General features: G+C 66.6%; 20 protein-coding genes. 15 read left to right on the top strand and 5 right to left on the bottom strand.

Annotated features, from left to right (window positions below):
* The first annotated feature begins 266 nt into the window (after window positions 1–266).
* The 13 genes from AB4Z16_RS13075 (at window position 267) to AB4Z16_RS13015 (ending at window position 17918) form a co-directional block, all read left to right on the top strand.
* Window positions 267–2021, top strand: a complete 1755-nt coding sequence (locus AB4Z16_RS13075) for a type I secretion system permease/ATPase (protein WP_441511778.1) — start codon at window positions 267–269, stop codon at window positions 2019–2021.
* Entirely contained in the window at window positions 2018–3373 is a 1356-nt protein-coding gene (locus AB4Z16_RS13070; protein ID WP_441511777.1) for an HlyD family type I secretion periplasmic adaptor subunit, read from the top strand. The genes AB4Z16_RS13075 and AB4Z16_RS13070 overlap by 4 nt, the downstream gene beginning before the upstream one ends.
* A 287-nt stretch (window positions 3374–3660) precedes the next feature.
* Window positions 3661–4455 (top strand): calcium-binding protein, encoded by a 795-nt coding sequence (locus tag AB4Z16_RS13065; RefSeq protein ID WP_441511776.1) that lies wholly within the window; start codon window positions 3661–3663, stop codon window positions 4453–4455.
* A gap of 118 nt (window positions 4456–4573) precedes the next feature.
* A complete protein-coding gene (locus AB4Z16_RS13060; RefSeq protein WP_441511775.1) occupies window positions 4574–6865 on the top strand; it encodes a glycosyltransferase in 2292 nt (763 codons plus the stop codon).
* A complete protein-coding gene (locus tag AB4Z16_RS13055) occupies window positions 6862–7695 on the top strand; it encodes a class I SAM-dependent methyltransferase (protein ID WP_441511774.1) in 834 nt (277 codons plus the stop codon). Before AB4Z16_RS13060 ends, AB4Z16_RS13055 begins: the two co-directional genes overlap by 4 nt.
* Window positions 7692–8939, top strand: a complete 1248-nt coding sequence (locus tag AB4Z16_RS13050) for a glycosyltransferase family 4 protein (RefSeq protein ID WP_441511773.1) — start codon at window positions 7692–7694, stop codon at window positions 8937–8939. Before AB4Z16_RS13055 ends, AB4Z16_RS13050 begins: the two co-directional genes overlap by 4 nt.
* Window positions 8936–9688: a hypothetical protein gene (locus AB4Z16_RS13045; RefSeq protein WP_441511772.1), complete on the top strand. Its 753-nt coding sequence runs from the start codon at window positions 8936–8938 to the stop codon at window positions 9686–9688. The genes AB4Z16_RS13050 and AB4Z16_RS13045 overlap by 4 nt, the downstream gene beginning before the upstream one ends.
* Window positions 9689–9692: 4 nt before the next feature.
* Window positions 9693–11879 (top strand): glycosyltransferase family 2 protein, encoded by a 2187-nt coding sequence (locus tag AB4Z16_RS13040; protein ID WP_441511771.1) that lies wholly within the window; start codon window positions 9693–9695, stop codon window positions 11877–11879.
* 2 nt (window positions 11880–11881) lie between these two features.
* A complete protein-coding gene (locus AB4Z16_RS13035) occupies window positions 11882–13186 on the top strand; it encodes a glycosyltransferase family 4 protein (protein WP_441511770.1) in 1305 nt (434 codons plus the stop codon).
* A 32-nt stretch (window positions 13187–13218) separates the two neighbouring features.
* Complete coding sequence (locus AB4Z16_RS13030; protein ID WP_441511769.1) at window positions 13219–14400, top strand: polysaccharide pyruvyl transferase family protein; 1182 nt, start codon at window positions 13219–13221, stop codon at window positions 14398–14400.
* Complete coding sequence (locus AB4Z16_RS13025) at window positions 14397–15581, top strand: glycoside hydrolase family protein (protein ID WP_441511768.1); 1185 nt, start codon at window positions 14397–14399, stop codon at window positions 15579–15581. Before AB4Z16_RS13030 ends, AB4Z16_RS13025 begins: the two co-directional genes overlap by 4 nt.
* Window positions 15578–17041 (top strand): polysaccharide pyruvyl transferase family protein, encoded by a 1464-nt coding sequence (locus AB4Z16_RS13020; protein WP_441511767.1) that lies wholly within the window; start codon window positions 15578–15580, stop codon window positions 17039–17041. Before AB4Z16_RS13025 ends, AB4Z16_RS13020 begins: the two co-directional genes overlap by 4 nt.
* Before the next feature lie 16 nt (window positions 17042–17057).
* Entirely contained in the window at window positions 17058–17918 is an 861-nt protein-coding gene (locus tag AB4Z16_RS13015) for a glycosyltransferase family 2 protein (protein WP_441511766.1), read from the top strand.
* Between the two features lie 36 nt (window positions 17919–17954).
* Here the strand turns inward: AB4Z16_RS13015 and AB4Z16_RS13010 are convergent, their stop codons facing one another.
* On the bottom strand, window positions 17955–18761 hold the full coding sequence (locus tag AB4Z16_RS13010; RefSeq protein WP_441511870.1) for an ATP-binding cassette domain-containing protein: 807 nt from the start codon (window positions 18759–18761) through the stop codon (window positions 17955–17957).
* A gap of 301 nt (window positions 18762–19062) precedes the next feature.
* On the opposite strand from AB4Z16_RS13010, the gene AB4Z16_RS13005 reads away from it, so the two are divergent.
* Both AB4Z16_RS13005 and fhuB read left to right on the top strand, forming a co-directional pair.
* Window positions 19063–19953 carry an ABC transporter substrate-binding protein gene (locus AB4Z16_RS13005; RefSeq protein ID WP_441511765.1) on the top strand — a complete coding sequence of 297 codons (891 nt, stop codon included), beginning with the start codon at window positions 19063–19065 and terminating at the stop codon, window positions 19951–19953.
* Window positions 19946–21943, top strand: coding sequence for a Fe(3+)-hydroxamate ABC transporter permease FhuB (gene fhuB, locus AB4Z16_RS13000; protein ID WP_441511764.1), 1998 nt, complete (start codon window positions 19946–19948; stop codon window positions 21941–21943). Before AB4Z16_RS13005 ends, fhuB begins: the two co-directional genes overlap by 8 nt.
* 42 nt (window positions 21944–21985) lie before the next feature.
* Here fhuB and minE read toward each other — a convergent pair whose 3' ends face one another.
* From minE to AB4Z16_RS12980, 4 genes are all read right to left on the bottom strand, one after another.
* Window positions 21986–22249 (bottom strand): cell division topological specificity factor MinE, encoded by a 264-nt coding sequence (minE, locus tag AB4Z16_RS12995; protein WP_441511763.1) that lies wholly within the window; start codon window positions 22247–22249, stop codon window positions 21986–21988.
* Window positions 22246–23061 carry a septum site-determining protein MinD gene (gene minD / locus AB4Z16_RS12990; RefSeq protein WP_441511762.1) on the bottom strand — a complete coding sequence of 272 codons (816 nt, stop codon included), beginning with the start codon at window positions 23059–23061 and terminating at the stop codon, window positions 22246–22248. The genes minE and minD overlap by 4 nt, the downstream gene beginning before the upstream one ends.
* Before the next feature lie 34 nt (window positions 23062–23095).
* Entirely contained in the window at window positions 23096–23830 is a 735-nt protein-coding gene (gene minC, locus AB4Z16_RS12985) for a septum site-determining protein MinC (RefSeq protein ID WP_441511761.1), read from the bottom strand.
* 202 nt (window positions 23831–24032) lie between these two features.
* Entirely contained in the window at window positions 24033–25229 is a 1197-nt protein-coding gene (locus AB4Z16_RS12980; protein WP_441511760.1) for an MFS transporter, read from the bottom strand.
* Window positions 25230–25252 lie beyond the last annotated feature (23 nt).

The raw sequence follows: 25252 nt of genomic DNA, 5'->3' as shown, positions 1-25252 counted from the left end.
TAACAGCCTATAGGCAAAGCACATGCCATATTCAGTGGCTAATAATTAAGATTGCATCAATCCGGATATGGCTGGAAACTAGTTCGAAATTCAAAGTTTTGCATGATTTTGCCTCATTTGCTTTCCATCGAATCGATGGACTACATTTCTAATCTGTCATAATCTTGACACTCCCTCCGTATCACGTTTGCCTTGCTGATGGCGGGCACGTGTTTGGCGGTCTTGCCTCCACACCCCGCACCCCAATCACGATCCCGGAGTCATGCATGAAGGCTGCGATGCTGGCACCTGACGCCCTGATCCGAACCCTCCAACGATCCTTCGTCGGCGGCCTCGGCTACGCGGCGTTCCTCAGCCTTTGCGTGAATCTGCTGCTGCTGACCGTTCCGCTGTTCATGATGCAGGTGCAGGACCGCGTCATCGTCAGCCATAGCTACGACACGCTCACGATGCTCCTCGTCATCGCCATCGGAGCCCTGACGCTGTACGGCACGGTCGAGTTCATCCGCTCCCTGACATTCCAGACCATGGCCAGCATTTTTGCGCGCCGGCTCAATCTGCCGGCGCTGCAGGCGGCCGTGAGCTCCTCTCTGGAGCAGGGCTCGGGACAGGCGACCCAGGCGATTCGAGACCTGAACGACATCCGCTTCTTCATCGCCAGCTCGGCCATCGCCACCCCGCTGGAGGCGGCCTGGTCGCCGATCTTCCTCGCCGTTCTCTTCGCACTGCATCCGATCTACGGGCTGGTCGCTCTGGCCTCGCTGATCATCCTGCTGCTGCTCGGCGTGCTGTCAGACATGCTCACACGCCGGACCCTCAAGGAGGCGAACGAGGCGGGCGTCGCCAGCATCAACGAGGTCGGCGCAAGCCTGCGCCATGCCGAAACGATCGAGGCCATGGGCATGCTGCCCGCGCTTTCCAGGCGCTGGCGCGGCCAGCAGCTCGCAATGATCGAGCAGCTCGACATGGGCACCCGGCGCGCCAAGTTCATCGCCGCCGTGACGCGCTCCGCGCGCATGACCATGCAGCTTGCCGTCTATGCAACCGGCGCAACCCTCATCATCCGCAACGAGGTCACCGCCGGAACGCTGATGGCCGCGAGCATCCTGAGCGGCCGGCTGCTGGCGCCGTTTGATTCGATGATCACCGACTGGCGGCAATGGGTCTTGGCCGCCGCCGCCTGGAAGCGCGTGCGCGACCTTGTTCTGGCGCGCAGCTCGCAGCGGCAGACGGTGCCGACCCCGCCCTGCCAGGGCGACCTCGTGGTCGACCGCGTCGTCTTCGCGCCCCCGGGCTCGGAGCAGACCGTGATCAAGAGCGTCTCCTTCACGCTCGAACCGGGCGAGGTGCTCGGCGTGGTCGGCCCTTCAGGGGCCGGCAAGTCGACGCTGGCGCGGCTTCTGGTCGGCGTGCTCAAGCCCAATGTCGGCGGCGTCTATCTCGATGGACACAGCACCTTCCTGTGGGAACGCGGCTCCTTCGGCGCGATGGTCGGCTATCTCCCGCAATCGGTTTCGCTGCTGAACGGCACGATCGCCGAAAACATCGCCCGCATGCGCGAGCCCGATCCCCACGCCATCCTGGAAGCCGCGCGCATCGCCGGGGTTCACGAGCTGATCGGCCGCCTGCCGCTCGGCTACGACACCAATGTCGCCGATACCGGCTTCACGCTCTCGGGGGGCCAGCGCCAGCGCATCGGCCTGGCGCGGGCGCTCTACGGCTCGCCGCGGCTGATCGTGCTCGACGAGCCCAACGCCAATCTCGACGCCGAAGGCGAGCAGAGCCTGATCCGCGCGATCGCCGCGGCGCGCGAAGGCGGCGCGATCGTCGTGCTCATCGCCCATCGCCCCTCGGTGATGCAGGTCGTCGACAAGCTCCTCGTTCTGCGCGAGGGCCGCGTGCAGCAATTCGGCCCGCGCGCCGCCATCGCCGGCATGATCACGCCAAGCGGTCGCATCGAAATGGAGCCAGCCGCCAACGCACCCGCCCCACCGACCCCGATCCGTGAGGTGAAGGCATGACAGGACGTTCCTTGATCAAGCGCCCTGAACAGTCCCTGGCCGTGCAGATCGATGCGGATCCGCAGGACGAGCGTGTCCCGAGCCTGCGCAGCTTGGTCCTCGCCGGCGTGGCCGCGATCGGCGTCGGCTTCGGCGGTTTCGGCGCCTGGGCCGTCACCGCCCGGCTCGACAATGCCGCCGTCGCGAGTGGCGTCGTCGCGGTCGACAGCAAGCGCAAGACCGTCAGCCATCTCGAGGGCGGCATCCTGAAGACCCTGCTGAAGGCGGAAGGTGAGCGGGTCGCCAAGGACGAACCGCTGCTGCGGCTCGAAGACGCCCGGGCCCGCGCCGAATTGCAGCAATTGCAGGCCAAGCGCATCGGACTGGAAGCAAAGCTCGCCCGCCTGCGCGCCGAACAGACGAACGCAACCGGCATCGCTTTCCCTGCCGATATCGCGCGCATGGAAACGCCGATCGCACGCGAGGTGCTGCGGGCCGAGCAGACCTTCTTCAAGTCACGCAGCCAGGTTCAGGATGGCAAGATCCAAATCCAGCAGCGCGTCATCGAACAGCATCAGGCCGAGGCCGATGCGCTGAAGGCCCAGATCGACGCCACCATTCAGCAGCGCTCGCTCATCGACGAAGAGGTCCGGATCATGGCCGACCTCTATGAAAAGCGCTACGCCAAGCGCAGCCAGCTCGTCGAACTGCAGACCAAGCAGAGCGAACTCGTCGGCCGGGCGGGCGAGTTCGCCGCGCGCAAGGCCAAGGCGGAGCAGGCGGTGGCCGGGGCCAATCTGGAAATCCTCTCGATCAGCCTCGAACGGCAGAACGACATCGCAAGGGAGATCCAGGAATCCCAGCTCATGCTCTCCGAGGTCACCGAACGCATCGTGCAGGCCGAGGATGTGCTGCGCCGCCTGATCGTGACCTCCCCGCAGGAGGGCATCGTCGCCAATATCCGCATGCGCACCGCCGGCAGCGTGATCGCCGCCGGCGAGGCGATCCTCGACATCGTGCCGGAGCGCGAACCGCTGATCGTGGAAGCGAAGGTCGATCCGCGCGACATCGATGCGGTCCGCGTCGGCGCCAATACCCGCGTGCGCCTCACCGCCTTCAATTCCCGTCTGCTGCCGCCGATACAAGCGAAGGTGACCTATGTCGCTCCGGATCAGCTCGTCGATGAGAAGACCGGCGCGGCCTACTTCATCGTGCGCGCCGAAATCGATCAGGAAAGCCTGCGCGACTATAAGGTTACGCTGCACGCCGGCATGAATGCGGAAGTCATGATCGTCAATGGTGCACGCCGGGCGATCGACTATCTGGTCTCGCCGTTCACCGACAGCTTCAATCGCGCCTTTCGCGAGGACTGACCGGCGCGGCCTGCCGCCGCCATGCAGCCGATCGGCGCGTATTTCGAATTTGGAAGTATATTTACGGTATCTTCGAAAGAATTATCTCCGTAAATTAAAGACTAAACTGTGACGCATCGCAAAATCGTCACAACAAAATCCTTGCTGCAACGCACACATTGAGTAATTCTTAGGTCGTCGAGCGACAGCATAACCTATGCGGAGCTGTCGGAACCGTTCCTGGACTTTTAGTTCCGCGGCGCCCCCGCCGAACGACCGGGATCATCAGATCGCTATGGAGGTGCCGTATGGCGACGATCGAAGGAAGTGCATTCGACGATTTTTTGATTGGGAGTCGGTTCAACGACGTCATCCTCGCCGGAGCCGGCCATGACATCGTTCATGGCGGCGACGGCGTGGACTCGCTCTTCGGCGAGGAAGGCAACGACCTGCTTTATGGCGATGGCGGCAACGATGCCCTGTTCGGCGGCGAGGGCAACGACATCCTCTTCGGCGGGCTCGGTGACGACATCCTCTCCGGCGATGCGGGCAACGACGCCCTGTTCGGCGGCGAGGGTAACGATACGCTGCTTGGCGGCGCCGGCGACGACATCCTGCGCGGCAATGCCGGCGACGATGTGCTGATCGGCGGCGAGGGCAACGACCTGCTGCAAGGCGGGCCGGGCAACGACATCCTGCAGGGTGGCGACGGCAACGACGTCCTGCAGGGCGGCGATGGCGCCGACATCCTCTACGGTGGCGACGGCAACGACGTCCTGCAAGGCGGCGCTGGTGACGACATGCTCTTCGGCGGCGCCGGCAACGACGTTCTGCACGGCGGCGCCGGCAGCGACGTCTTCGTCTTCGCCGGCGGCGGCGGCAACGACGTCGTCCTCGATTTCGAGGCCGGGTCGGACATGCTGCAGATCGCGCACGACATCAATGGCACCGGCGTGGCTTCGGCCGAGGACGTGGCGGCGCGCGCGACCACGGTCGGCGGCAACACCGTCATCGATCTCGGCAATGGCGACACGCTGACCCTCGTCGGCGTGCACGCCGAGGACGTGCAGGCCGATCCGCACTCCTACTTCTCGGTCGCCTGATCGACCTGACGCGTCGACCCGCCCGGCCWTGTTSGGGSGGGTCGACAACAGCCCAACACCGTCCTGGAGCGCCCTTCACGGGGCACTCCAGGCTCCCCAGTGCCGCAGGAACGCCTTCATGCTTTCACTTGCGCCCGCCCCTGTTGCGGTGACACCCCCGGCCCAGCTCGAACTCCATCGCCTCGGCGGATCGGTATTCCTGCTCTGCTGGACACTCGAGGCTTCCCCCTTCGGCAAGCCGTCGATCGCCCTGACGGGAGGAGGCAGGCGCCTCGCGGCCGCATCGATTTCGCTCGGCCTGCGTGACGGACGCGAACGGCTTGCCATCGCCTTCCGCGCCTCAGGCCATGACAGCATCGTCGCGACGCTTTCCGATCAGGGGCCCCAGGGCGACGTGACTGCTTCTTTCGACCCTGCACTCGTCCATGGCCTCGCCGATCCCGCAGAGATTCTGAAGGATCTCACGCCGCAAGCCCGCGTGACGCTGGCCAATGCGCTGGTGCGTGCCTGGCCGCCGCTGTTCGGCCTTTCCGCGATTCCCAACTACCTGTCCTTTCTGCGCCAGCTTCTGCTGACCTTGTTCGCCAAGCCGGCCGCGATGCAGCCCACCGCGGCGCTGGTCGCGGGCCAATGGCTGTTCGAGACCTTCGTGCCCGCAGATTTCGGCGCGTTGCGCACGGCGTCTCGCCTCGACGGTGCCGGCCTCACCCGCCTGGATGTGAAGTCGCGCATCGGCGCCGCCGATCGCAGCGGCAAGCGCGAGCTGCACCTTGTGCTGGAAGAGCCGCCCGTTCGTGGCGGCGGATTGCTGATCCTGCAGAGCGAGCGCACCCTGATCGTCCGCGCGCTGCCGGGCCGTCAGGCGGCGCCCTCGCTCGGCCGCTGGTGGGCGGGCAAGGCCGCGAGCCGCGACGGCCTGCGCAACTGGGTCGTCGAACAGCTGGCAGCCCTGTCCGAGCAGGGGCGGCTGCTGGCCGTCGAAATGCAGCGGCGCGTTCCGCTCGCGGTGCAGCATGTCCGCCGTAACGACGACCTGCCCGCGGCCGAGCTCGACCTCGCGGTCTGCAACCGTGCCGGCCTGCTGATCGGCGGCTGGCTGCGCGATCCCGACGATCTCCTGCAGGAGGTGCTGCTGCATCGCGGCGCCGGAGAGCCGATCGCCATGCTCTCCCGCCTCCAGCGCTTCCCCGTGAGACTACCGACGGGTGCGGAAGGCGAAACGCGCACGGCAACGGGCTTCGCCGCCTTCGCCTCCGACTACGCCGCGGGAGCGCCGGTGCTGCAGCCCCGCTGCGAGATCAAGCTGAAGTCCGGGACGACGCTGACGCTGCGCCCGGCGGTCCAGCCGGCCGACGCGGCCACGATTCGCGCCCGGGCCCTCGCGGCGATCCCGCCGCAATATCTGACGGCCACGATGCTGGAAGAGACGCTCGCGCCGATCCTCGCTGCCTGCCAGGACGAATTGAGCGAAAGCCGTCCGGAACCGACGATTAGGGAATTCGGACAGCCCTGGGGTCGGCCGAAGGCTTCCGTGGTGATCCCGCTTTATCGCGTCTACGATTTCCTGCGCGTGCAGGTCGCAGCCTTCGCCGGCGATCCCTGGTTCGTCGAGAATGCCGAGCTGATCTATGTGCTCGACTCGCCCGAGCACGAGGCGGAGGTCGCGCATCTCCTCGGCGGGCTCTACCTTGCTTACGGCCTGCCGATGCGCCTCGTCGCGATGCGGCGCAATGGCGGCTTTTCTGCCGCCTGCAATGCCGGCGCCCGCCACGCGCGCGGCGAGGCTCTCGCGCTCGTCAATTCCGACGTGATCCCCAGCAGAAACGGCTGGCTGGCGGCACTGATCGCCAAACTCGACCGCCGCCGCCGCGTCGGAGCAGTCGGGCCGAAGCTGCTCTACGATGACGGCTCGCTGCAGCACGCCGGGCTTTACTTCAAGCGCGACAGCAAAGGCACCTGGCTCAACCATCATTACTTCAAGGGCATGCCGAGCAGCTATGCGCCGGCCAATATCGAGCGCCCGGTTCCGGGCGTCACCGGCGCCTGCATCGTCATCGCGCGCGAACTCTTCGACGAGCTCGGCGGCTTCGACGAAAGCTATGTCATCGGCGATTACGAGGACAGCGACCTCTGCCTCAAGATTCGCCGCGCCGGATACGGCATCCTCTACGCGCCGGATACCGCGCTCTATCACCTCGAGCGCCAGTCGATCTCCAAAAGCGTCGACTACACGCGCGGCGCCGCCTCCCAGCACAATGCCTGGCTCCAGACCCGGCGCTGGGACGCGCAGATCGACGCGCTCATGCAGGCCTTCGAGACCTCTGCGGCGGAACCTGCACTGCGCGAGCCAGCGCCGAGCGAACCCAACCTTGTTCCCCGCTTCAGCTTCAGGAGAGCGACCGCGGCATGACGGCTATCACGGCCCTGAGACCGATCGCGCCCGAACCGGCGCCCGAGAACAACCCCATCGGACCACAGCTCGATTGGCTGATGGCTTCGCTGCAAACCAACCGGTTCATGCCCCACCCGCCGCCCGACTCGATCTTCGTCGGCGATGGCGATTACCGCGCGATCGGCGCCGAGTTCCTCGGGCACTTCATCCGGATCGGTGGTCTGAAGCCGCATGAGCGCGTCTTCGACATCGGCTGCGGCATCGGCCGCATGGCCATCCCGCTGACGCAGTATCTGGACACCGAACGCGGCAGCTATGACGGCGTCGACCCGGTGATGGAGGGTATCCTCTGGTGCGCCCAGACGATCACCCCGGCCTATCCGCGCTTCCGCTTCCAGCGGCTCGACATCGCCCACCCGCTTTACAATCCGCAGGGTTCGCTGCCCGGCGCCGAGGTCCGCTTCGGCTTCGCCAATGGCAGCTTCGATTTTGTGACGATGATCTCCGTCGCCACGCATCTGCCGCCGGACGAGCTCGTCGTCTATCTGCAGGAGGCCTCGCGGCTTCTGGCGCCGGGCGGCCGTCTCTTCCTGACCGCCTTTGCGATCGACGGCGCCGCCACGGGCCAGGAGCGCCTGTCGTTCAAGCGCTGGCAGGACGGTCCGGGCTGGTACGCCATCGACGAAGCGCCGCTCGCCGCCGCTGGCATCGATCAGGGCTTCCTCTTGGAGCAGGCCGCACAGGCTGGTCTGGCAGTCGAGCCACTGCGCCCGGGCCATTGGCGCGGCATCAGCGCAGCGCATTATCAGGACGTGCTGATCGCGACGAAGCCGGGTAACCGCCGATGACCCGTCGCATCCTCGTCGTCGCGCACAATCATCCCGCTCTGCATCCGGGCGGCACCGAGATCTTCGCGCATGATCTTGCTGGCGCCTATCGCGAGCAGGGTTGCGAGGTGCTGTTCCTCGGCGCGACCAACGCGATCCATCGCCAGCCGCATCCCGGCACGGCGCTGCAATCCGTCGGCGACGACGTGGTCCTCTGGAGCGCTCATTACGACCGCTTCCACATGAGCCAGATCGACCATTACGGCACGCTGCAGGATCTCGGGACCCTGCTCGGCGAGTTCCGGCCGGATGTGATCCATGTCCACCATCTCATGCTGATCGGTGCGGAGTTCCTGACGCTGGCGCGCAGGCTCCTGCCGGAAGCCGCGATCGTGATGACGCTGCATGACTACTACCCGATCTGCCACCATGACGGGCTGATGGTCAGGCCCGGTGACCGGCAACGCTGCTCGGGCGCCTCGCCTGCCGCCTGCCATGGCTGCTTCCCGGAGATCGGCTCCGACCGCTTCCTGCTGCGCGAGCGCTTCATCAAGACGCATCTCGCCGCCGTCGACCGCTTCGTCGCGCCGAGCCGCTTCCTGCGCCAGCGCTATGTCGACTGGGGGCTGCCGGCCGAGAAGATCGAGGTCATCGCCAACGCCCGCCCAAGCCAGGAGCCGGCCCCGCACAGGCAAGGCGACGGGCGCCGCGCGAGCTTCGGCTATTTCGGCAATCTCAATCCCTGGAAAGGTGTTCTCCCATTGCTCCAGGCGGCGCAGCTGCTGCGCACGGCCGGAGAACGGGAGTTCTCGCTGCGCATCCATGGCGGCGCCCCGTTCCAGAGCGAGGCTTTCACCACCGCCCTCGATGCTGCCCTCGCCGGCACCGCGGGTGTCGTCACCCATTGCGGCGCCTACGCCCGTGAGGAGGTGCCGGCACTGATGGCCGAGGTCGATTGGGTCGTGATGCCCTCGATCTGGTGGGAGAATGCGCCCCTCGTCATCCAGGAGGCGTTCCAGCATCGCCGGCCGCTGATCGTCAGCAATATCGGCGGCATGGCCGAGATGGTCCGCGACGACGTCGATGGGCTCCATGTCCGGCCGGGCGACCCGGCCGCGCTCGCCCGCACGATACGCCGGGCGATGGACGAGTATGGGCTCTGGCAGCGCCTCGTCGACGGCATTGCCGAGCAGCCATTGCTCGCCGAATGCGCCGGCCGTCACCTCACCCTCTTCGATAGCCTTAAGCTTGCGGAGGCCGCATGACGACAGCTCCCCGACAGGACAACGAAGTCCGCCTGCCGAACGTCAATCCGGCGAAGCTGAACGGGCGGATCGACGCCCTTGACGGCAGCCGCCTGCATGGCTGGATCTGGGACGAGGCCCGGCCCGACGAGGCCATCACGGTGAAGCTCTATTGCGACGGCCAACTCGCCAGCGAGATCAAGGCCGATCAGAGTCGCATCGACCTGCGCCGCAACGGCATCGGCGACGGCAAGCATGCCTTCTCGATGGAGCTCGACGAGGCGCTGGTCGCGGCCCGCAACCGTCTCACCGTCGTTGGTGTTTCGCCGGCAACTGGCGCCGAGCTGGAGCTGCGCCTGCCGGCAGCGGACGAGCTCGCGGCGGAAGCCGCAATCGCCGTGCCGCTCGCCCGCTTCTTCGACAAGGTCGAATTGCTGATCGCGCTCAACCGGCGCGGCCAGCTTGCCCAGAAGGAGCTGAACGAAAAGCTCGACCGCATCGCCGCGCGCCTGGAAGAGAACCACGCGCTCGCCGAAGCCACCAAGGCCGAGACCGAAAGCCAGAGCGAGATCGTCCGCCGCCTTGGCGAGCTCGACGTCTTCCAGTTGCGCTTCGATGGCACCTTGCGCGGCTTCGACGAGCGGCTTGATGCGATCCGCAAGGAGGCGCGCGCCCCGCTGCGGCAGGTCACGGTCATCCTCGGCTTCCTCTCGTTGCTCGCTGCCGTGATGTCCTTCGTCACCCTCGCCGTGACGCTCTGGGGAGGCTGAGGCGATGAGCGAGGTCATCGTTCCCGAGAGGACGGCGGTCGCCCCGGCGCCGACCGTCGCCTGGACGCCGCTCGGCGAGAACGCCATCCTCGTCCGCAGCACCTGCGACGCCATTCCGGCCAAGGTCCCGGTCGCAGTCGACGGCAATCCGCGCAACCGCGCGCAGACCATGGTGCTGAGCTGGCGCCGGCCCGGGGCCGAGCCTTCGGCGGCCACCGGCTTTCTTTGTCTGGCGCCAGCGCCCAACGTCGACAACAGCGGCACCGGCGCGCTCTTGATCGGCCGCCCCGGCCGGCCGCTGCGTCTGATCCTGGCACCGAAGCCGCAGCCGCTTCAGGTTTTCCTGTCCGAACTCGCCGACGACGCCGGACAGGCCTTCCCGAGCGTTGTCGACGGGCTGCTCGAAGTGCTGTTGACTGGCGCCCCCAATCCGCGCCGCCTGCGCGCGGTCGCGATGCTCCTGCAGACCGTCGCACGGCCCGGCGGCTTCGTTGAGGTGATGGGTTCGCTCGATGGCGACGGCATCTTCCTGCAGGGCTGGACCTCCCATTTCGCAGCCGGGCGGATCAAGCTGCTGATCGCCCATGGCGGCCTCTCCCCCGCCAATCTCGAAGCTGGAACCCTGGAGCGGGATGATCTCGGCGAAGGCGCCCGCGGCTTCTTCGGCCTGCTCGAGGATTGCCAGGCCCAGCAACCCGGCGAGATCGAGCGGCTCTATTTCCGTGGAAGCGACGGCTGGCGCGCGCTCGAAGTCTATGAGCGCTATGTCCTGCTCGAACCGATCACTGTTCCCGGCCATCTGCGCGACGGGCTCCAGCGCGGTACCGCTCCGCAGGCCACCACCGACAAGCTGCGGCGCGCCTCCCAACGCTTCGACGGCAGAGACACCGTCTGTCTGCTTGAAGAACCGGTGCGCGCCGGCATCGATGCCGTGACGATCGTCGAGGATACCGGCGTGCTGATCATCGGCTGGCTGTTCGATCCGGAGCGCCGGGTCGATGCGGTCACACTGCGCAGCGGCAGCCAGTCCTGCGCCGTCGACCGAATCTGGACGCGCGTGCAGCGCCCGGACGTCACCACCGCCTTCATGGAAGATCCGCGCTTCGGGCCAGCTCTGGCTTCGCGGCGCAACAGCCACGGCTTCATCGTCTTCGCGCCGAAGCTCGTTCCGGAGCCGAGCCAGCCGCTGCATCTCGCCTTCGAGGTGCAAGGCACCGGCCCGGCCTTCCTGCCGCTCGAACCCAGCCGCGCCCAGGCGCGCCGCGCATTGGAGCGCATCCTCGGGCTGCTCGACCCGCGCTCCTCGACCGCGAACGCCGTCGTCGAGCGCCAGATTGCGCCGGCGCTGCAAGCAGCCGAAATCGCCCCGCCCCGCGCCGTCGAAACGCTCGATGTCGGCCCCTTCGACCCCGAGGCGCCGCTCGGCCTCGTCATCGGCTTCGACCACCGCCACCGCGAGATTTCGGCGTTGTTTGCGCTGATGGCGATGGACCCCGAGGTCAGGCCGCTGCCGATCGTGCTTGCTGCTCCGTCCGAGAGCTTCGACCGCGTTGGCGCCGAGGCGCGGCGGCTCGGGCGCTTCTATGGTCTCTCGGTGCGCCTCGTCGCCGTCGAGGGCGTCGAAGATACCTGTGACGCACTGGAGGCGGGCGTTCGCGCCTGCCGCTTCCAGACGGTCGCGCTGCTCTCGGGCGCAGCGCAGATCCGCATGCCTGGCTGGCTCGGTCGTCTCGAACGGGCCTACCGCGCCCGCGGCGGCCAATGCGTCGCGAGCCCGACGCTGCTGTTCGAGGACGATTCGATCCGCTGGGCTGGCGCCTGGCTGGAGGGCGAAGGAACGAGCCGGCGCATCGCCAACCGTTTCGTCGGCTATCCGCTTGAGGCGGTCGGCAATCTCGGCCCCATGGAGGTCGCAGCCGGTGCGAGCGAATGCTGTGTGCTCTCGCGCGCTGCCTTCATCGAGGTCGGCGGCTTCGCGCGCAACTATTTCACGACGGCGGAGAAGGGTCTCGATCTCTGCCTCAAGCTCAGGATGGCGGGCTCGCCCTCGCTCTGGGTTCCCGACGTCGAGGTCTATGCGGTCGATGACGGCGAGATGGCGGCGCCGCATGCCGGCGCGCTCGCGCAACTCGCCGACCGGACCAGCTTCGACCGGCGCTGGGCGCTCGCCATCTCCAACATGAAAGGCTGAGGATGCGGGTTCTCGTGGTATCGCACGGCCATCCCTCGCTCTCTTTGGGCGGGGCGGAGATGGCGTCCTACAACCTGCACAAGGGGTTGCAGACCGGCGAGGGTGTCGATTCCCATTACCTCGCCCGCGTCGGTGCCCCGACCCCGCGCCATGCCGGCACGGCGCTGATGAGCCTGCGCCAGCGCGGCGGCGAGCTGCTCTACTATGCCGAGGATTACGACCACTTCCTCATCTCCAACCGTGCGACGGAAGAGATCGAGCGCGACTTCGTGCGCGTTCTTCATGACCTGAAGCCGGACGTGGTGCATTTCCACCATTTCATCGGGCTCGGGCTGGAATGCCTGTTCGCGGTGCGCGACGCTCTGCCGGATGCGCTGATCGTCGTGACCTTCCACGAATATCTCAGCATCTGCCATCACCACGGCCAGATGGTGAAGACCGGCGCCTTCAAGCTTTGTTACCGGGCCTCGCCAACGGATTGCAACGCCTGCTTCCCGGACATCTCGCCGGCGCGCTTCCTGGCGCGCGAGACCTTCATCAAGGGCATGCTGGGCCTGGCCGACCATTTCGTCTCGCCGAGCCGCTTCCTCGCCGACCGCTATGTCGACTGGGGGCTCAGCGAGGAGCGCTTCTCGGTGATCGAGAACGGTATCGACGTCGCCAGCGTGGCGCCGCCGCGCCCACTGCCCGAGGGCAAGACGCGGCGCTCCCGTTTCGCCTATTTCGGCCAGCTCACGCCCTATAAGGGCGCCGATGTGCTGATTGATGCGGTGACGCGCATCCCCGATTCCCTCTGGGACGACGACGCGATCCTGCTTGTCTATGGCGGCAATCTCGAGCGCCAGCCGAAAGCCTATCAGGACAAGTTCGCCAAGCTGGTCGAGAGCGCGGGGCGCCGTGTGCGCTTCTGCGGCGCCTTCCAGAATCACGAGATGCCGAACCTGATGCGCTCGGTCGACTGGGTGGTGATGCCCTCGGTCTGGTGGGAGAACTCACCCATCGTCATCCAGGAGGCGTTCTTCCACGGCCGCCCGATCCTGGCGAGCCATCTCGGCGGCATGGCCGAGAAGATCACCGACGAGGTCGACGGCCTGCATTTTCGCGCCGGCAGCCCGGAAGACCTCGTCGACTGCATGACGCGCGCGCTGACCGAGCCCAAGCTCTGGGATCGCCTGCGCGGCGGCATCAAGCGGCCGTTGAGCCATCGCGAATGCGCCCAGACGCATCTCGATCTCTATCGCCGCCTCCTGGCCGAACGCAGCCGGCCTGCGCCCGCGCGGCAAGACCCCGCCGCGATGATCGCCTGAAACCATAACGAGATAACAGGGGAGACCTGCACATGACCCGCATCCTGGTCATCAGCCCGTCGGGGGAGGTCTACGACCACGACAATGTGCGCTGGTATCGCTATGCCGACCTGCAGAACCACATCAATCACTACCATAATATCGGCGACGCCTTCGTCTTCGATTCCTCGCTGAAACTGCTCAACTTCGACAAGCTCGATGAGCTGCCGATCGCGCATGTCGATGCGGCCAGGATCGACCGGCTCAATGCCGAGTACGACTACGTCTTCCTGCGCGGCTCGAATTACATCCATGCGCAGATGAACTGGTCGAAGGCCGCGGACGTGCTGCGCCGGCTCAAGCTGCCGGTCATCGCCTTCGGCATCGGCGCGCAGGCGCCCGTCAGCGGCAAGCTGGAACTGAGCGAGGACACCAAGACCGTCCTGAAGCTCATTTCCGATTCCACCACCTCGCTCGGTGTGCGCGGCGCTTACTCGGCCGAGGTGCTGAACGATCTCGGCATCCGCAATGTCCGCATCATCGGCTGCCCGACCGCGTTCCGGAACAACAATCCCGACCTTGCCATCCGCCTGCCCGCACTCGACCAGATCAAGAAGGTCGGCGTCACGCTGCGGCGCGAGGTCTCGAAGACCTACGCGCAGGACATCAAGCGCTACCTCACCTTCCACCGCGATCTGGTGAAGGCGATGGCTGATCGTTTCGAGGTCACGCTGATGGCGCAAGGCGAGGTCGAGGAGAAGAAGCTCGCGCTCGGCACACCCGAGCAGAAGGCGCAAGCCATGGCGGCGCTGCAAGAGAACGAATGGGCGAACAACTGGTATCTCGATGAACAGGTCGAGGGGCTCTACCAGAGCCGCATGTTCTATTCCGACGTCGTCGCGGAATATGAGCGGCTGGTGCGCGGGCTCGATCTCGTGCTCGGCTACCGGCTGCACGGGAACCTGATGGCGCTCGCCAATGGCACGCCCTCGATCTACTTCACCTATGACAGCCGTACCGTCGAATTCGCGGATACGTTCAAGATCCCGAGCGTCGATGTCTTCGGCGGAAAGGATTTCAAGCTGGAGGAGTACTGGGATCAGGCGCGCTTCGACCGCTTCAACGCAGCCTATGCCCGGGTCTACAGGGAGATGCGCGACTTCCTCGTCGAGAACCGCGTCGACAACAAGATGGTGGACCGCGTGGCTGCGGAGCCGCAGCGGAAGGTGGCGTGAGGAGCGCCCGCAGCTTCCGGCACACCGCGCCGCTGCTTGCGGCGCTGTTGGCCGCCTCGTTCGCCGCAGCCGCGGAAAGCCCGCGCTACCGGCTGGAACTTGCGCCCGGGGCGCAGGAGGAGATCGTCTTCGACTGGTCGAAGGAGCGTTGCCAGGAGTGGCACATCCCGGACGCGCCCTTGCGGGCCTTCCGCGACGACAAGGGCGAGGTCGTCGCCTTCGCCAGCCACCATCGCAACCGCGCGCTGATCGGCAATCGCCTCGACCGGATCAAGACCACCTGCACAATCTCGTTCGAGGCCAAGAACAGCGCCGATCCCAGCCAATACAGCGACATGAGCTGGATCGCCGCGACCTGGACCAGGAATGGCCGCGACGTCTACGCGCTGATGCATGACGAGTACCATGCCGACCAGCACCCCGGCGCCTGCCGGTTCAAGGCCGGCATGGCCTGCTGGTACAATGTCGTCACGGCCGCGCGCTCGCAGGACGGCGGCGCAAGCTTCAAGGTCGATGATCCGCCGACGGTCGTGGCCGCGCCGACCTTCAAGCAGGATGTCGATCAGGGTCGTCATCGCGGCTTCTTCAACCCCTCCAACATCGTCGAGAAGGATGGCGCCTGGTATGCGCTGATCGCGACGACCGGCGGTAATGGCCAGAAGGGCGGCACCTGCCTCTATCGCTCCACGGACATCACCGATCCCAAGGCGTGGCGCGCCTTCGACGGGCAGGATTTCACTGTGCGCGCCGTCGATCCCTATCGCGAGGACACGTCGCAGGCAAAGCCCTGCCAGCCGCTCAAGGTGCTCCCCACGGTCGTCGGCTCGGTCACCCGCCACGAGGCGAGCGGACAATGGCTCGCGATCTTCCATCTCGGCCCCGATCCCAAGCAGGGCATCGCCGGCGGGCGCGTCGCCTATAGCTGGTCGAAGGACCTGATGAAGTGGTCGCCGCTGCAGACGCTCCTCACCCATCCGACGATGTGGAGCAAGGATTGCGGCGACAGCGTCCGCTATTCCTACGGCGCCATCGCCGACCCCGCCTCGCCCTCGCGCAATTTCGAGACGACGGGCGATGAGCCCTACCTGTTCATGACCAAGATGCACGTCGCCAACTGCAAGATGGGGCCGCAGCGCGACCTTGTCCGCATCAAGGTCCGCATCGTGAAGGAAACCCCATGAACGCGAATGCGCCCGCGCAGCAATTTGCCGTGAGCCAGGCCGTGCCGACCATGAAGATCCTGCGCGCCACCACGCAGGAGGTCGTCGTCCTCGTCGTCCGCGAGCCCGGCTGCGGCTGGCCCACGCTGCGCCTGATCCTTGATGGGCAGGACTACGCCACCATCCATCCCGACGCGCTCGTCACCGGCGACGCGACGGTGGCCGAGATCGCCATTCCGCTGCCGGCTTTGCCCGAAACACGGCTGCGCGCGATCGCGGTGGCCGATGCGAGGACGGGCGCGCTCGCGCCCGGTTCGCAACTGCGCCCCATCGCCAGGACGAGGCCATTGCGGGCGCTGGTGATCTATCCGGCCGGCGAGGTCTATGACCACGACAAGGTGCGCTGGTATCGCGCGCCGCTGGAGAAGCTCCTCGCCGATTACTTCAATATCGGCGACATGATCGTCTACGACTCGACGCTGAAGCTGCTCGACTACGTCGATATCGAGCCGATGAAGATCATGAATCCGACCGATGCCGATATCGAGCGCTATGCGAGCGAGTTCGATTTCGTCTTCGTGCGCGGCTCGAACTTCATCCATGAGAAGATGGAGTGGTTCCGCGCCGTCGAGGTGCTCGAGAAGGTCAAGCTGCCGGTCTATGCCATCGGCGTCGGCGCGCAGGCCAGCCAGAACCGCGCGATCGAGCTGCCGGAAAGTTCGAAGCGTTTCTGGCAGATCGTCGCGGACCGCTGCGCTGCCATCGGCGTGCGCGGCGCCTTCAGCGCTGAGACGCTGCGGCGCAACGGCATCGGCAATGTCGAAATCGTCGGCTGCCCCTCGATCTTCCGCACCTGCAACCGCGATCTCCAGATCCGCGTGCCCGATCAGCGCGCCATCCGCAAGGTCGCCTTCAGCCTGCGCCGCGAGGCCGACAAGAGCTACACGATCGATCCCGAAGCCTATCTACGCAACCAGCGCGCCGCCCTGCTCAAGGTCGATGCCCAGAGCGAGATGGTCATGTCGTCCCATGGCGAGCAGGAGGAGAAGGCCTTCTTCCTGCGCGACGAGGCGGCCAAGGAGAAGGCCATCGCCGAATTCGCCAGGACCGGCTGGTGGGACGGCCCAAACGATACGCGAATGCGCGAGATCTACGAGCGCAAGCTCTTCAGCTTCTTCGACGTCGAGGACTATGATTGCTTTTCACAAAGCGTCGACCTCGCCGTCGGCTATCGCGTGCATGGCGTCTTGCCGGCGGTCGCCCACGGCGTACCGGGCGTGCTCGTCGCTTACGACACGCGCAGCCAGGAACTGGCCGAGACGCTGAAGATCCCGGTCGTGCCCGAAGAGGCGCTGGCGGAAGGCGGCTGGCGCGCGGTCTATCGCGAGGCGGCGCTCAACGGGCTCGCCAAATCCTATGCCGCCTCCTACGACCGTATGCGCGCTTTCCTCGACCGCAACGGCGTCCCGCACCGGATGTGACCGGAGGATATGGGAGGTGAAGAAGGTCGCCGTGGTGACGATGCAGTACAACGAGGCGTTCTACGTCTCGCGCTGGATCGACTACTATTCCGGTCTTATCGGCCGCGAGAACCTCTATGTCATCGACCACGACAGCGACGCGGCAATACGCGAGACCCTGCAGGGCGTCAGCGTCGTCCGTTATCCGCGCTCGGCGCTCGACGATCAGGAGCGCGCGCGCTTCGTCTCGAAACTCGTCAGCGCGCTGCTCGAGCTCTACGAGACCGTGATCTACTGCGATTGCGACGAGTTCATCAGCCACGATCCGCGCCGCTTCGACAGCTTCGGCGCTTGGCTCGACGCCACTGATTTCGAGCACGCGACCTGCATCGGCCTCAACGTGACGCCGATGTTGCAGGAGGAGAATGCGGCGCTGCTCGACGGGCCGATCCTGCGTCAGCGCCGCCATGTCCGCTTCGTCTCGCCGATGTGCAAGACGCTGATCGTGCGCAAACCCATCCGCTGGGGCGGCGGCTTCCATCACGCCAATCAGCCGCCGCATTTTCGCGGCGCCTATCTGTTCCACCTCAAATACGCCGATCTCGGCGAGCGCCTGCACCGGCAATCGCTGACGCGCGGGCTCGACTTCGCCCAGGTCGACCAGGGCCATCACCAGCGCCGCAGCGATCTCGACCTGCTCAACCTCTATCGCAGCTTCGACCGGCTCGAGCGCCGGGACTGGGACGACGATGCGATCGAGCGCTGCTGCCAAAGCTTCATTGCAGGCATCAGGCCCTCGGAGCGCGGCGACGAGGTCGGCACGATGTATGTGGCGCCACTCAATATCGCCGGCACGGAAGCCTGGCGTCTGCCGGACAGTTTCCGCGGACTGTTTTAAACAGTTCGCCGCAGCCGGACCTCCCGGGGCCCCCTTTCAGGCTGGGAGAGCGATCGGGCGCTGCGTCTGTGGATGGGAGATGACGCTCATCTCGACGCCGTAGATACGGGCCAGCTGCTGCGTGGTCATGACGTCCTCAGGTGTCCCCCTGACGATCATCTTGCCGGAATGCAGCGCAATGATCTCGTCGCAGAACCGCGCCGCCATATTGACGTCGTGCAGCACGACCATGACACCGAGTCCCCGGTCGGAAGACAGCCGGTGCACCAGCGAGAGCACCTCGATCTGGTGGCCAATGTCGAGCGACGAGGTTGGCTCGTCGAGGAGCAGACACTCGGCATCCTGCGCGACGAGCATCGCGAGCCAGACGCGCTGGCGCTCGCCGCCGGAGAGCGTGTCGACCAGCCGATCGGCAAAACACGCGACATCGGTCAGCGCCATGGCCTCGGCCACCATCTCGCGATCCTTCGCGCCGAAGCGACCAAGTGCGCCATGCCAGGGATAGCGGCCAAGCGCGACCAACTCCTTGACCAGCAGCCCCGAAGAGGGCGGCGTCTGCTGCGGCAGATAGGCGACCTTGCGCGCGAAGGCCCGGCCATTCCAGGCATCGAGCGCCTTGCCTTCGAACCGAAGCGCCCCGGCCGAAGGCGCCTGCTGGCGAGCGAGCAGCTTGAGCAGTGTCGATTTGCCCGAGCCATTATGGCCGATCAGCCCGATCACGCGCCGCTTCGGCAGCGACAATGTCAGGGGCTCCAGCAGCACCCGGCCGGGGACGCTGAAGGTGACACCTTCGAGTTCGAAAAGCTCACCCTGACCTTCAGCAAGCGGGCCGGGCCCGGTCATCGCAAGCGCCTTCGCCGCCAGAAACCCATCACCGGACGGAAATGCGGAAGCCTTGCTCGCCATGATCGAACGCGCCTTCAGGATCATCGGTTTTCAGCCGCTGCTTCCTCGGCCTACACCGCCGCGGCCCATCGCGAAAGCCGAGTTGTTCCGTCTCGGAAAGCCACCGGACCCGTGCCTGCGCGAGCCGCGGCCGATCGATCGCCTCAATCCATCGACTCGCCGCCTTGCCCCGTCATCGTCTCGGCAAACGAATGCTGGCAAGAAGCTCCCTCGCCGGGGCTGTGCTAGACCCGAGCGCATGATCGGCATCCCGTCATCCCCGACACGACGCGGCGCATTGGCGCTCCTCGCCGCCACCGGCCTCCCGCTGCCAGCCGTGGCAGCGCAACTGCGCGTTGCGACCGTCGACTGGTCAGTGCTGGAGACCTTGCTTGCGCTGGGAGTGCCGCCGATCGCGGCACCGGAACTGCGCCAATTCCGAGAAGTCGCGGTAGAACCCGCCGTTCCCACAGGTGTCAACGATCTCGGCTTGCGCGGCACGATCAATTTCGAGCTGCTCTTGCTGTCACGGCCGGAGCTGATCTTCTCATCGAGCTTCTACGCCGCCTCCGAGCCGCTACTGCGCCGGATCGCTCCGGTCGAAAGCTTCTCGATCTACGCGCCGCACCGCCCGCCCTATGAGCCGGTGGTCGCGATGACCCGCAGCGTCGGCGGGCGCCTCGGCATCGCGACCACGGCCGAGCGCTACATCGCCGAGACCGAGGCTGAATTCGCGGGCCTGCGCGAAAGGCTGAAGCCTCTGGGCGCGCGTCCGGTGATCCCGGTCAATCTCGGCGATGCCCGGCATTTCCGTGTTTTCGGCGATGACAGCATGTTCGGCGAGGTGCTGAAGCGGCTCGGCCTCGCCAATGCCTGGACCGAGCAGACGAATTATTCGGCCATGGCCCCGATCGGGCTTGAAGCGCTCGTTCGTGTTCCGGAAGCCTACATCGCTCTGATCCCGCCGGTGCCGCCCGGCGCCATGCAGACCCTCGCAGCCAGCGCCTTCTGGAACGCCTTGCCGAACCTGCGCGAAGGCCGTCTCCTGCAGCTCGGCTCGATCAATCCCTATGGCGGTCTGCCGGCGGCGCGGCGTTTCGCGCGATTGCTGACCGACGCCTTGCTCGCGGCAGAGACGGCCCGTGGCTGAAGCGGTCCGTCACATGCGCCTTCAACCCGATCGACACCTCGGCGCCTGGCTTCTGGCGGCGCTGACGGCCGCAGCCCTTTTCCTGGCGGTGGTCGTGACGCGCCCGTCGTTGCCGGCATCGCCTGAGCTCGCCCGGACCCTCGAATCGATCCTGCTTTGGCATAGCCTCGTGCCGCGCGCCGCAACCGCCCTGATCTGCGGCGCGGCGCTCGGGCTCTCCGGCATGCTGCTGCAGCGTGTGCTGCGCAATCCGATCGCCGACGCCTCGACACTCGGCATCGCCTCCGGCGCACAGCTCGCATTGACCGTCGCCACGGCCTATGCGCCCACCCTGATGGCCTTTTCGCGCGAAGGCGTCGCGCTTGCCGGCGCCATCGCCGCGGTTGCTCTCGTCCTCGGCCTGAGCTGGCGGCGGCGACTCGATCCGATGACGGTCGTCCTGTCCGGCATGGTCGTCTCGCTCGTCGCGGCGGCAGCGAGTGCGACCGTCATCCTCGCCAAGGGCGAATATGTGCTGTCGCTGTTCATCTGGGGCGCGGGCTCGCTCAACCAGCAGAGCTGGGACGCAGCCATCGCGCTCGGCCCACATCTGGTGCTGAGCGTCCTCGCCGCCGCACTGCTGCTGCGGCCTCTCGCCCTTTTGGGTCTCGACGAGGACATGGCCCGCAGCCTCGGCCTCGCCCTTCACGCGACACGCTTCGCGATTCTCGGCATCGCCGTCTGGCTGGCAGCAAGCGTCACCGCCGAGGTCGGTGTGATCGGCTTTGTCGGCCTCGCCGCGCCGGCTCTGGCGCGCGAACTCGGCGCCCGCACGCCGCGCCAGCTGCTGCTGGCGGCACCAGCGCTCGGGGCCTTGCTGCTCTCGGTCACCGACAGCACGGTGCAATTGCTCGGCTCCGGCTTCAACGATCTCGCGCCGACCGGTGCCGCCACCGCCCTGTTCGGCGGGCCGTTGCTGCTGTGGCTGATGCGCAGGGTCCCGCCCACCTTGCCGCCGCAGGCGACCGATCCCGTTTGGCGCCTGGACCGGACGGCACGCTCGCTCCGGGCGCTCGTTCCGCTCGCCGCGATCATGGCACTCGTCGCGGCGCTCGGTCTCGTGCTCGGGCGCGGACCACAGGGATGGGAGTTGGCGACGGGTTCTCTGTTCTGGGATCTGCTGCCGTTCCGCGGTCCGCGCCTTGCCGCGGCCGGATCGGCTGGCGTTCTGCTCGGCGCTGCCGGCTGCCTGATGCAACGCCTCACCGCCAACCCTCTCGCCGGTCCCGAGGTGCTGGGTGTCAGCGCCGCTGGCGGCGTCGGATTGCTGCTCGCGCTCGCATTCCTGCCGGCAAGCCCTTTCGCGATGCTGGCAGGCATCGCGGGCGGCTCGCTCGCGGCGCTCCTCGTCATGCTGCTGCTCGCCGCCCGCCGGGGCATCGGGCCGCAGCGCCTGCTGCTTGCCGGCATCGCCATGGGCGCGCTCTGCATGGCGGTCGTTTCGACCGCGCTCGCCCAGGGCGATCTGCGCGCCTACATGCTGCTGGTCTGGCTTTCAGGCTCGACCAACCGCGCCGGCGAGATCGAGGCCTGGACCGGGCTTATCGCATGCGTTCTGCTGATCGCCCCTCTGATGCTCGCGATGCGCTGGCTCGATCTGCTGCCGCTCGGGGATGCCACCAGCCGCAGCCTCGGCCTCGCGGTGGAGCGCAGCCGCCTCGGCCTCGCAGCGCTGGCAGCGCTGATGACGGCGGTGGCCTCGCTTCTGGTCGGTCCCTTGAGCCTGATCGGGCTCATCGCCCCGCATCTCGCCCGCCTCGCCGGCTTCGCACGCAGCCGCGACCAGCTTCTCGCCTCCGCCCTGATCGGCTGCGGCGTGATGATCATCGCGGATTGGCTCGCGCGTCTCGTCGCTTTTCCCTATCAGGTGCCCGTCGGGCTGTTCGCCGCGCTGATCGGCGGCCCCTACCTGATCTGGCTGCTGAACCGCGGAGGAAGCCGAAATCGCTGAGACCGCCAATCCGCAGGCGAATCGAATGTAAGAAGGCGGCCGTCAGGCCGCCTTCTTACCCGAGTCGAATGGGATTTCGATATCGACGGCCAGCGTCGAGACCTTGGCGCCGCGTTCCATGCGGACGCTGACCTTCTCGTCGTCGACCTGCATGTGCTTCGAGATCGCGCGGAGGATTTCGTCTCGGAGCTTCGTGACGAGATCGGAGTCGCCGACGGCGGCCCGCTCATGGGCGAGCAGGACCTGCAGCCGCTCGCGCGCCGCGGGAGCCGACTGGGAGCGGGAGAAAAGACGAAGCAGGTTCATGCCGCCTTCCTTCCGAAGATCTTGCCGAAGAAGCTGCGCTTCTCGCCGGGAATGGTGATCGGCAAGGTCTCGCCCTTGAGCCGGCGCGCGGCATCGAAATAGGCGACCGCCGGCGCGCTGCGCTCGTCCGCCAGCGTGACCGGCGAGCCGACATTGGAGGCGCGCAGCACGTCCATGCTCTCGGGGACGATGCCGAGGAGCGGGATCGACAGGATTTCGAGGACGTCGTCCACCTTGAGCATGTCGCCGCGCTCGGCCCGGGCCGGATCGTAGCGGGTGAGAAGGAGGTGCTTCTCCATCCGCTCGCCGCTCTCGGCCTTCAGCGTCTTGGAATCGAGCAGGCCGATGATGCGGTCGGAATCGCGGACCGAGGAGACTTCCGGGTTGGTCACGACGATCGCGATGTCGGCATGGCGCATCGCCAGCGTCGCGCCGCGCTCGATCCCGGCCGGGCTGTCGCAGATCACCCAGTCGAACGACGTTTTCAGTGCGCCGATGACCGCCTCGACTCCCTGAGCCGTCAGGTTGTCCTTGTCGCGCGTCTGCGAGGCCGGCAGCAGATAGAGCGACTCGAGCCGCTTGTCGCGGATCAGCGCCTGCGTGAGCTTGGCTTCGCCCTGAATGACGTTGACGATGTCGTAGACGACCCGCCTTTCGGCTCCCATGACGAGATCGAGATTGCGCAGGCCGACGTCGAAATCGACCACCACGACCTTCTCGCCGTTGCGTGCGAGGGCCGCACCCAGTGCGGCCGAGGAGGTCGTCTTGCCGACGCCGCCCTTGCCCGATGTGACCACGATGACCTTGCCCATAGACCTCTCCTGTTTGTGTGGACGCGCCCTCAGCTCAGGCGAGTGATCCGACCTTGAAACTGTCGCCTTCCAGCCAGAACTGGACGGCCTTCCCGCGCAGCTCCGGCTCCAGGTCCTCGGCCGTCTTGTAGTAGCCGTCGATGGCGACGAGCTCGGCCTCGAGCTTCCGGCAGAAGATGCGCGCCGCCGCATTGCCGATCGTCCCGGCCATGGCCCGGCCGCGCAGCGTGCCATAGACATGGATCGAGCCGCCGGCGATGACCTCCGCCCCGGAGGCGACCGAGCCGACGATCGTCACGTCGCCTTCGGCGAAGATCACCGACTGCCCCGAACGGACGGGTTGGGTGACGACCAGGGACGGCGACGCCTGCGGCACGGCCACGGCCGGCGGGGCCACGCTCTCGGGCGCCTGCGGTTTGCCGCCCTCTTCGACCACCGGCGCTTCGATATCCGAGGTCGGGCGGCCATCCGTCATCGCCGGTGGCAGATCCGTTCCGAGCAGCGAGGGACGTGCGCCCTCGATGCCCATGATCCGCACATTGCGGGCGCCGAGCCTGTCGATCAGGTCGCGCAGCTGGGGCCGGTCGATGTCGAGCCCGCTGATATCGAGAACCACGGGCCGGCGCATGAAGAAACCGGTCGAGCGCGAGGCCAGATCATCGAGCCGGACCAGCCAATCCTCGAAGGGAAGCTCGGGTGTCAGGGCCAGCGCGAGGAAGCTGCGGCCCTTGAGACGAATGGGTCGGGATTGGGTTAACACGCCGGTCATCTTGGTAAATTTTCGGTTGCTTCGGTGTATCGAGCGCATGGTTAACAAGCGGTAAACCGGCGCCGCTTATCCACGTCAAGAAGCCGGCCTCGCGCGCCGGACCGACCGATCTGGCAGGGTGTGCCGAGCGCCTGCGCCGGGCTTCGCGGCATGCGAAAAACCCGGCCAAATCGGCAATGGCAAGCGCGCCGGAGAACGCGGGCTATTCAGCCGGAGCGGCCTTTTCCGACGCGGAGCCTTGAGCGAGGAAATAAAACGCCAGCGAAGCGAGCCAGACGATCAGGCCGAACACTGCAGCTCCGCCCAGGACCAGCCCGAAGCCGCCCCGCGCATACAGAACCGCCAGCATGGGCACCACGAAGCCGCTCACGGTGAAGCCGAGAAAATAGCGCACGCTGAATGCCTTGGCGCGGTGCTGCGCCGGCACGTAGCGCGCGACCATCGCATCGTTCACGACGACCTGCCCGTAGATAGCGGTCATCGTCAGGACGAGGCCGAGCAGTAGCGTAATCCCCTGGGCCGTTGCTGCCAGCGCGAGGCCGAGCGGCTGCAGAAGGGCGAGGCCGACGAACAGGGCCGGCAGCGTATAGCGGTCGACGAGCCGGCCCATCAGCCATTGCGCGCCAGCCCCGAAGACGAAGACGAGGGTCGCCAGCGAGCCGGTCAGTGCCAGCGGCAGGTCCAGCCCGAGCCGCTCGTCGAGAACCTTCGGCAAGGAGATGGTCGTGATGTTGAAGGTCATGCCGCCGGCGATGATCGCGATGGCGAAGACAGTGAGAAGCGCCATGGGCCGGCCGACGGGAATGAGCTCCGCCTTGCCCGAGCGGCTCGCATGCGGCGCCCCGTCGCCGGGAACGAGCGCGAGGAACGCCGCTCCGAGCACGAGACAGACGAGGCCGGGCAGCACGAAAGCCGTGCGCCAGCCGAGAGTGGCGGCCAGCAGCGCGGTGACGCCGGCCGCCGACGCCGCGCCGAGATTGCCCCAGACGGCGTTGATCCCGAGGTCGCGCCCGAGCTGACGGGCATGATTGACCAGCATGGTCGAGCCGACCGGGTGATAGATCGCTGAGGCCACGCCGAGAACGAGGAGCCAGGCAGCAAAAGCCGTCGGCCCGTTCGCGCTGGCAACGCCGAGGCAGGACAGCCCATAGCCCAGGAAGAAGACGGCGAGCATATTGCGCCGGCCGAAGCGGTCCGAGAGCCACCCCATCGGCAGCGAGCACAGGCCGAAGGCGACGAAGGCGCCCGTCGCCAGACCGATGAGTTCGGCATAGCTCAGGCCGGTCTGCGCCGCGATGGCGATCACCGCCGTGGGATAGATCAGCAACACGAAGTGATCGAGCGCATGAGCTGCGTTGACGAAGAAAAGCGTGCGCTTGGACAGGGTTTCGGTGCTCATGGCGATGCTCACGACAAGGACGG

Origin of the sequence: Allobosea sp. TAF32, from assembly GCF_052113585.1 — a bacterium.
In the GTDB taxonomy this organism is placed as follows: domain Bacteria; phylum Pseudomonadota; class Alphaproteobacteria; order Rhizobiales; family Beijerinckiaceae; genus Allobosea.
This window is presented reverse-complemented; position numbering and strand designations above follow the sequence as displayed.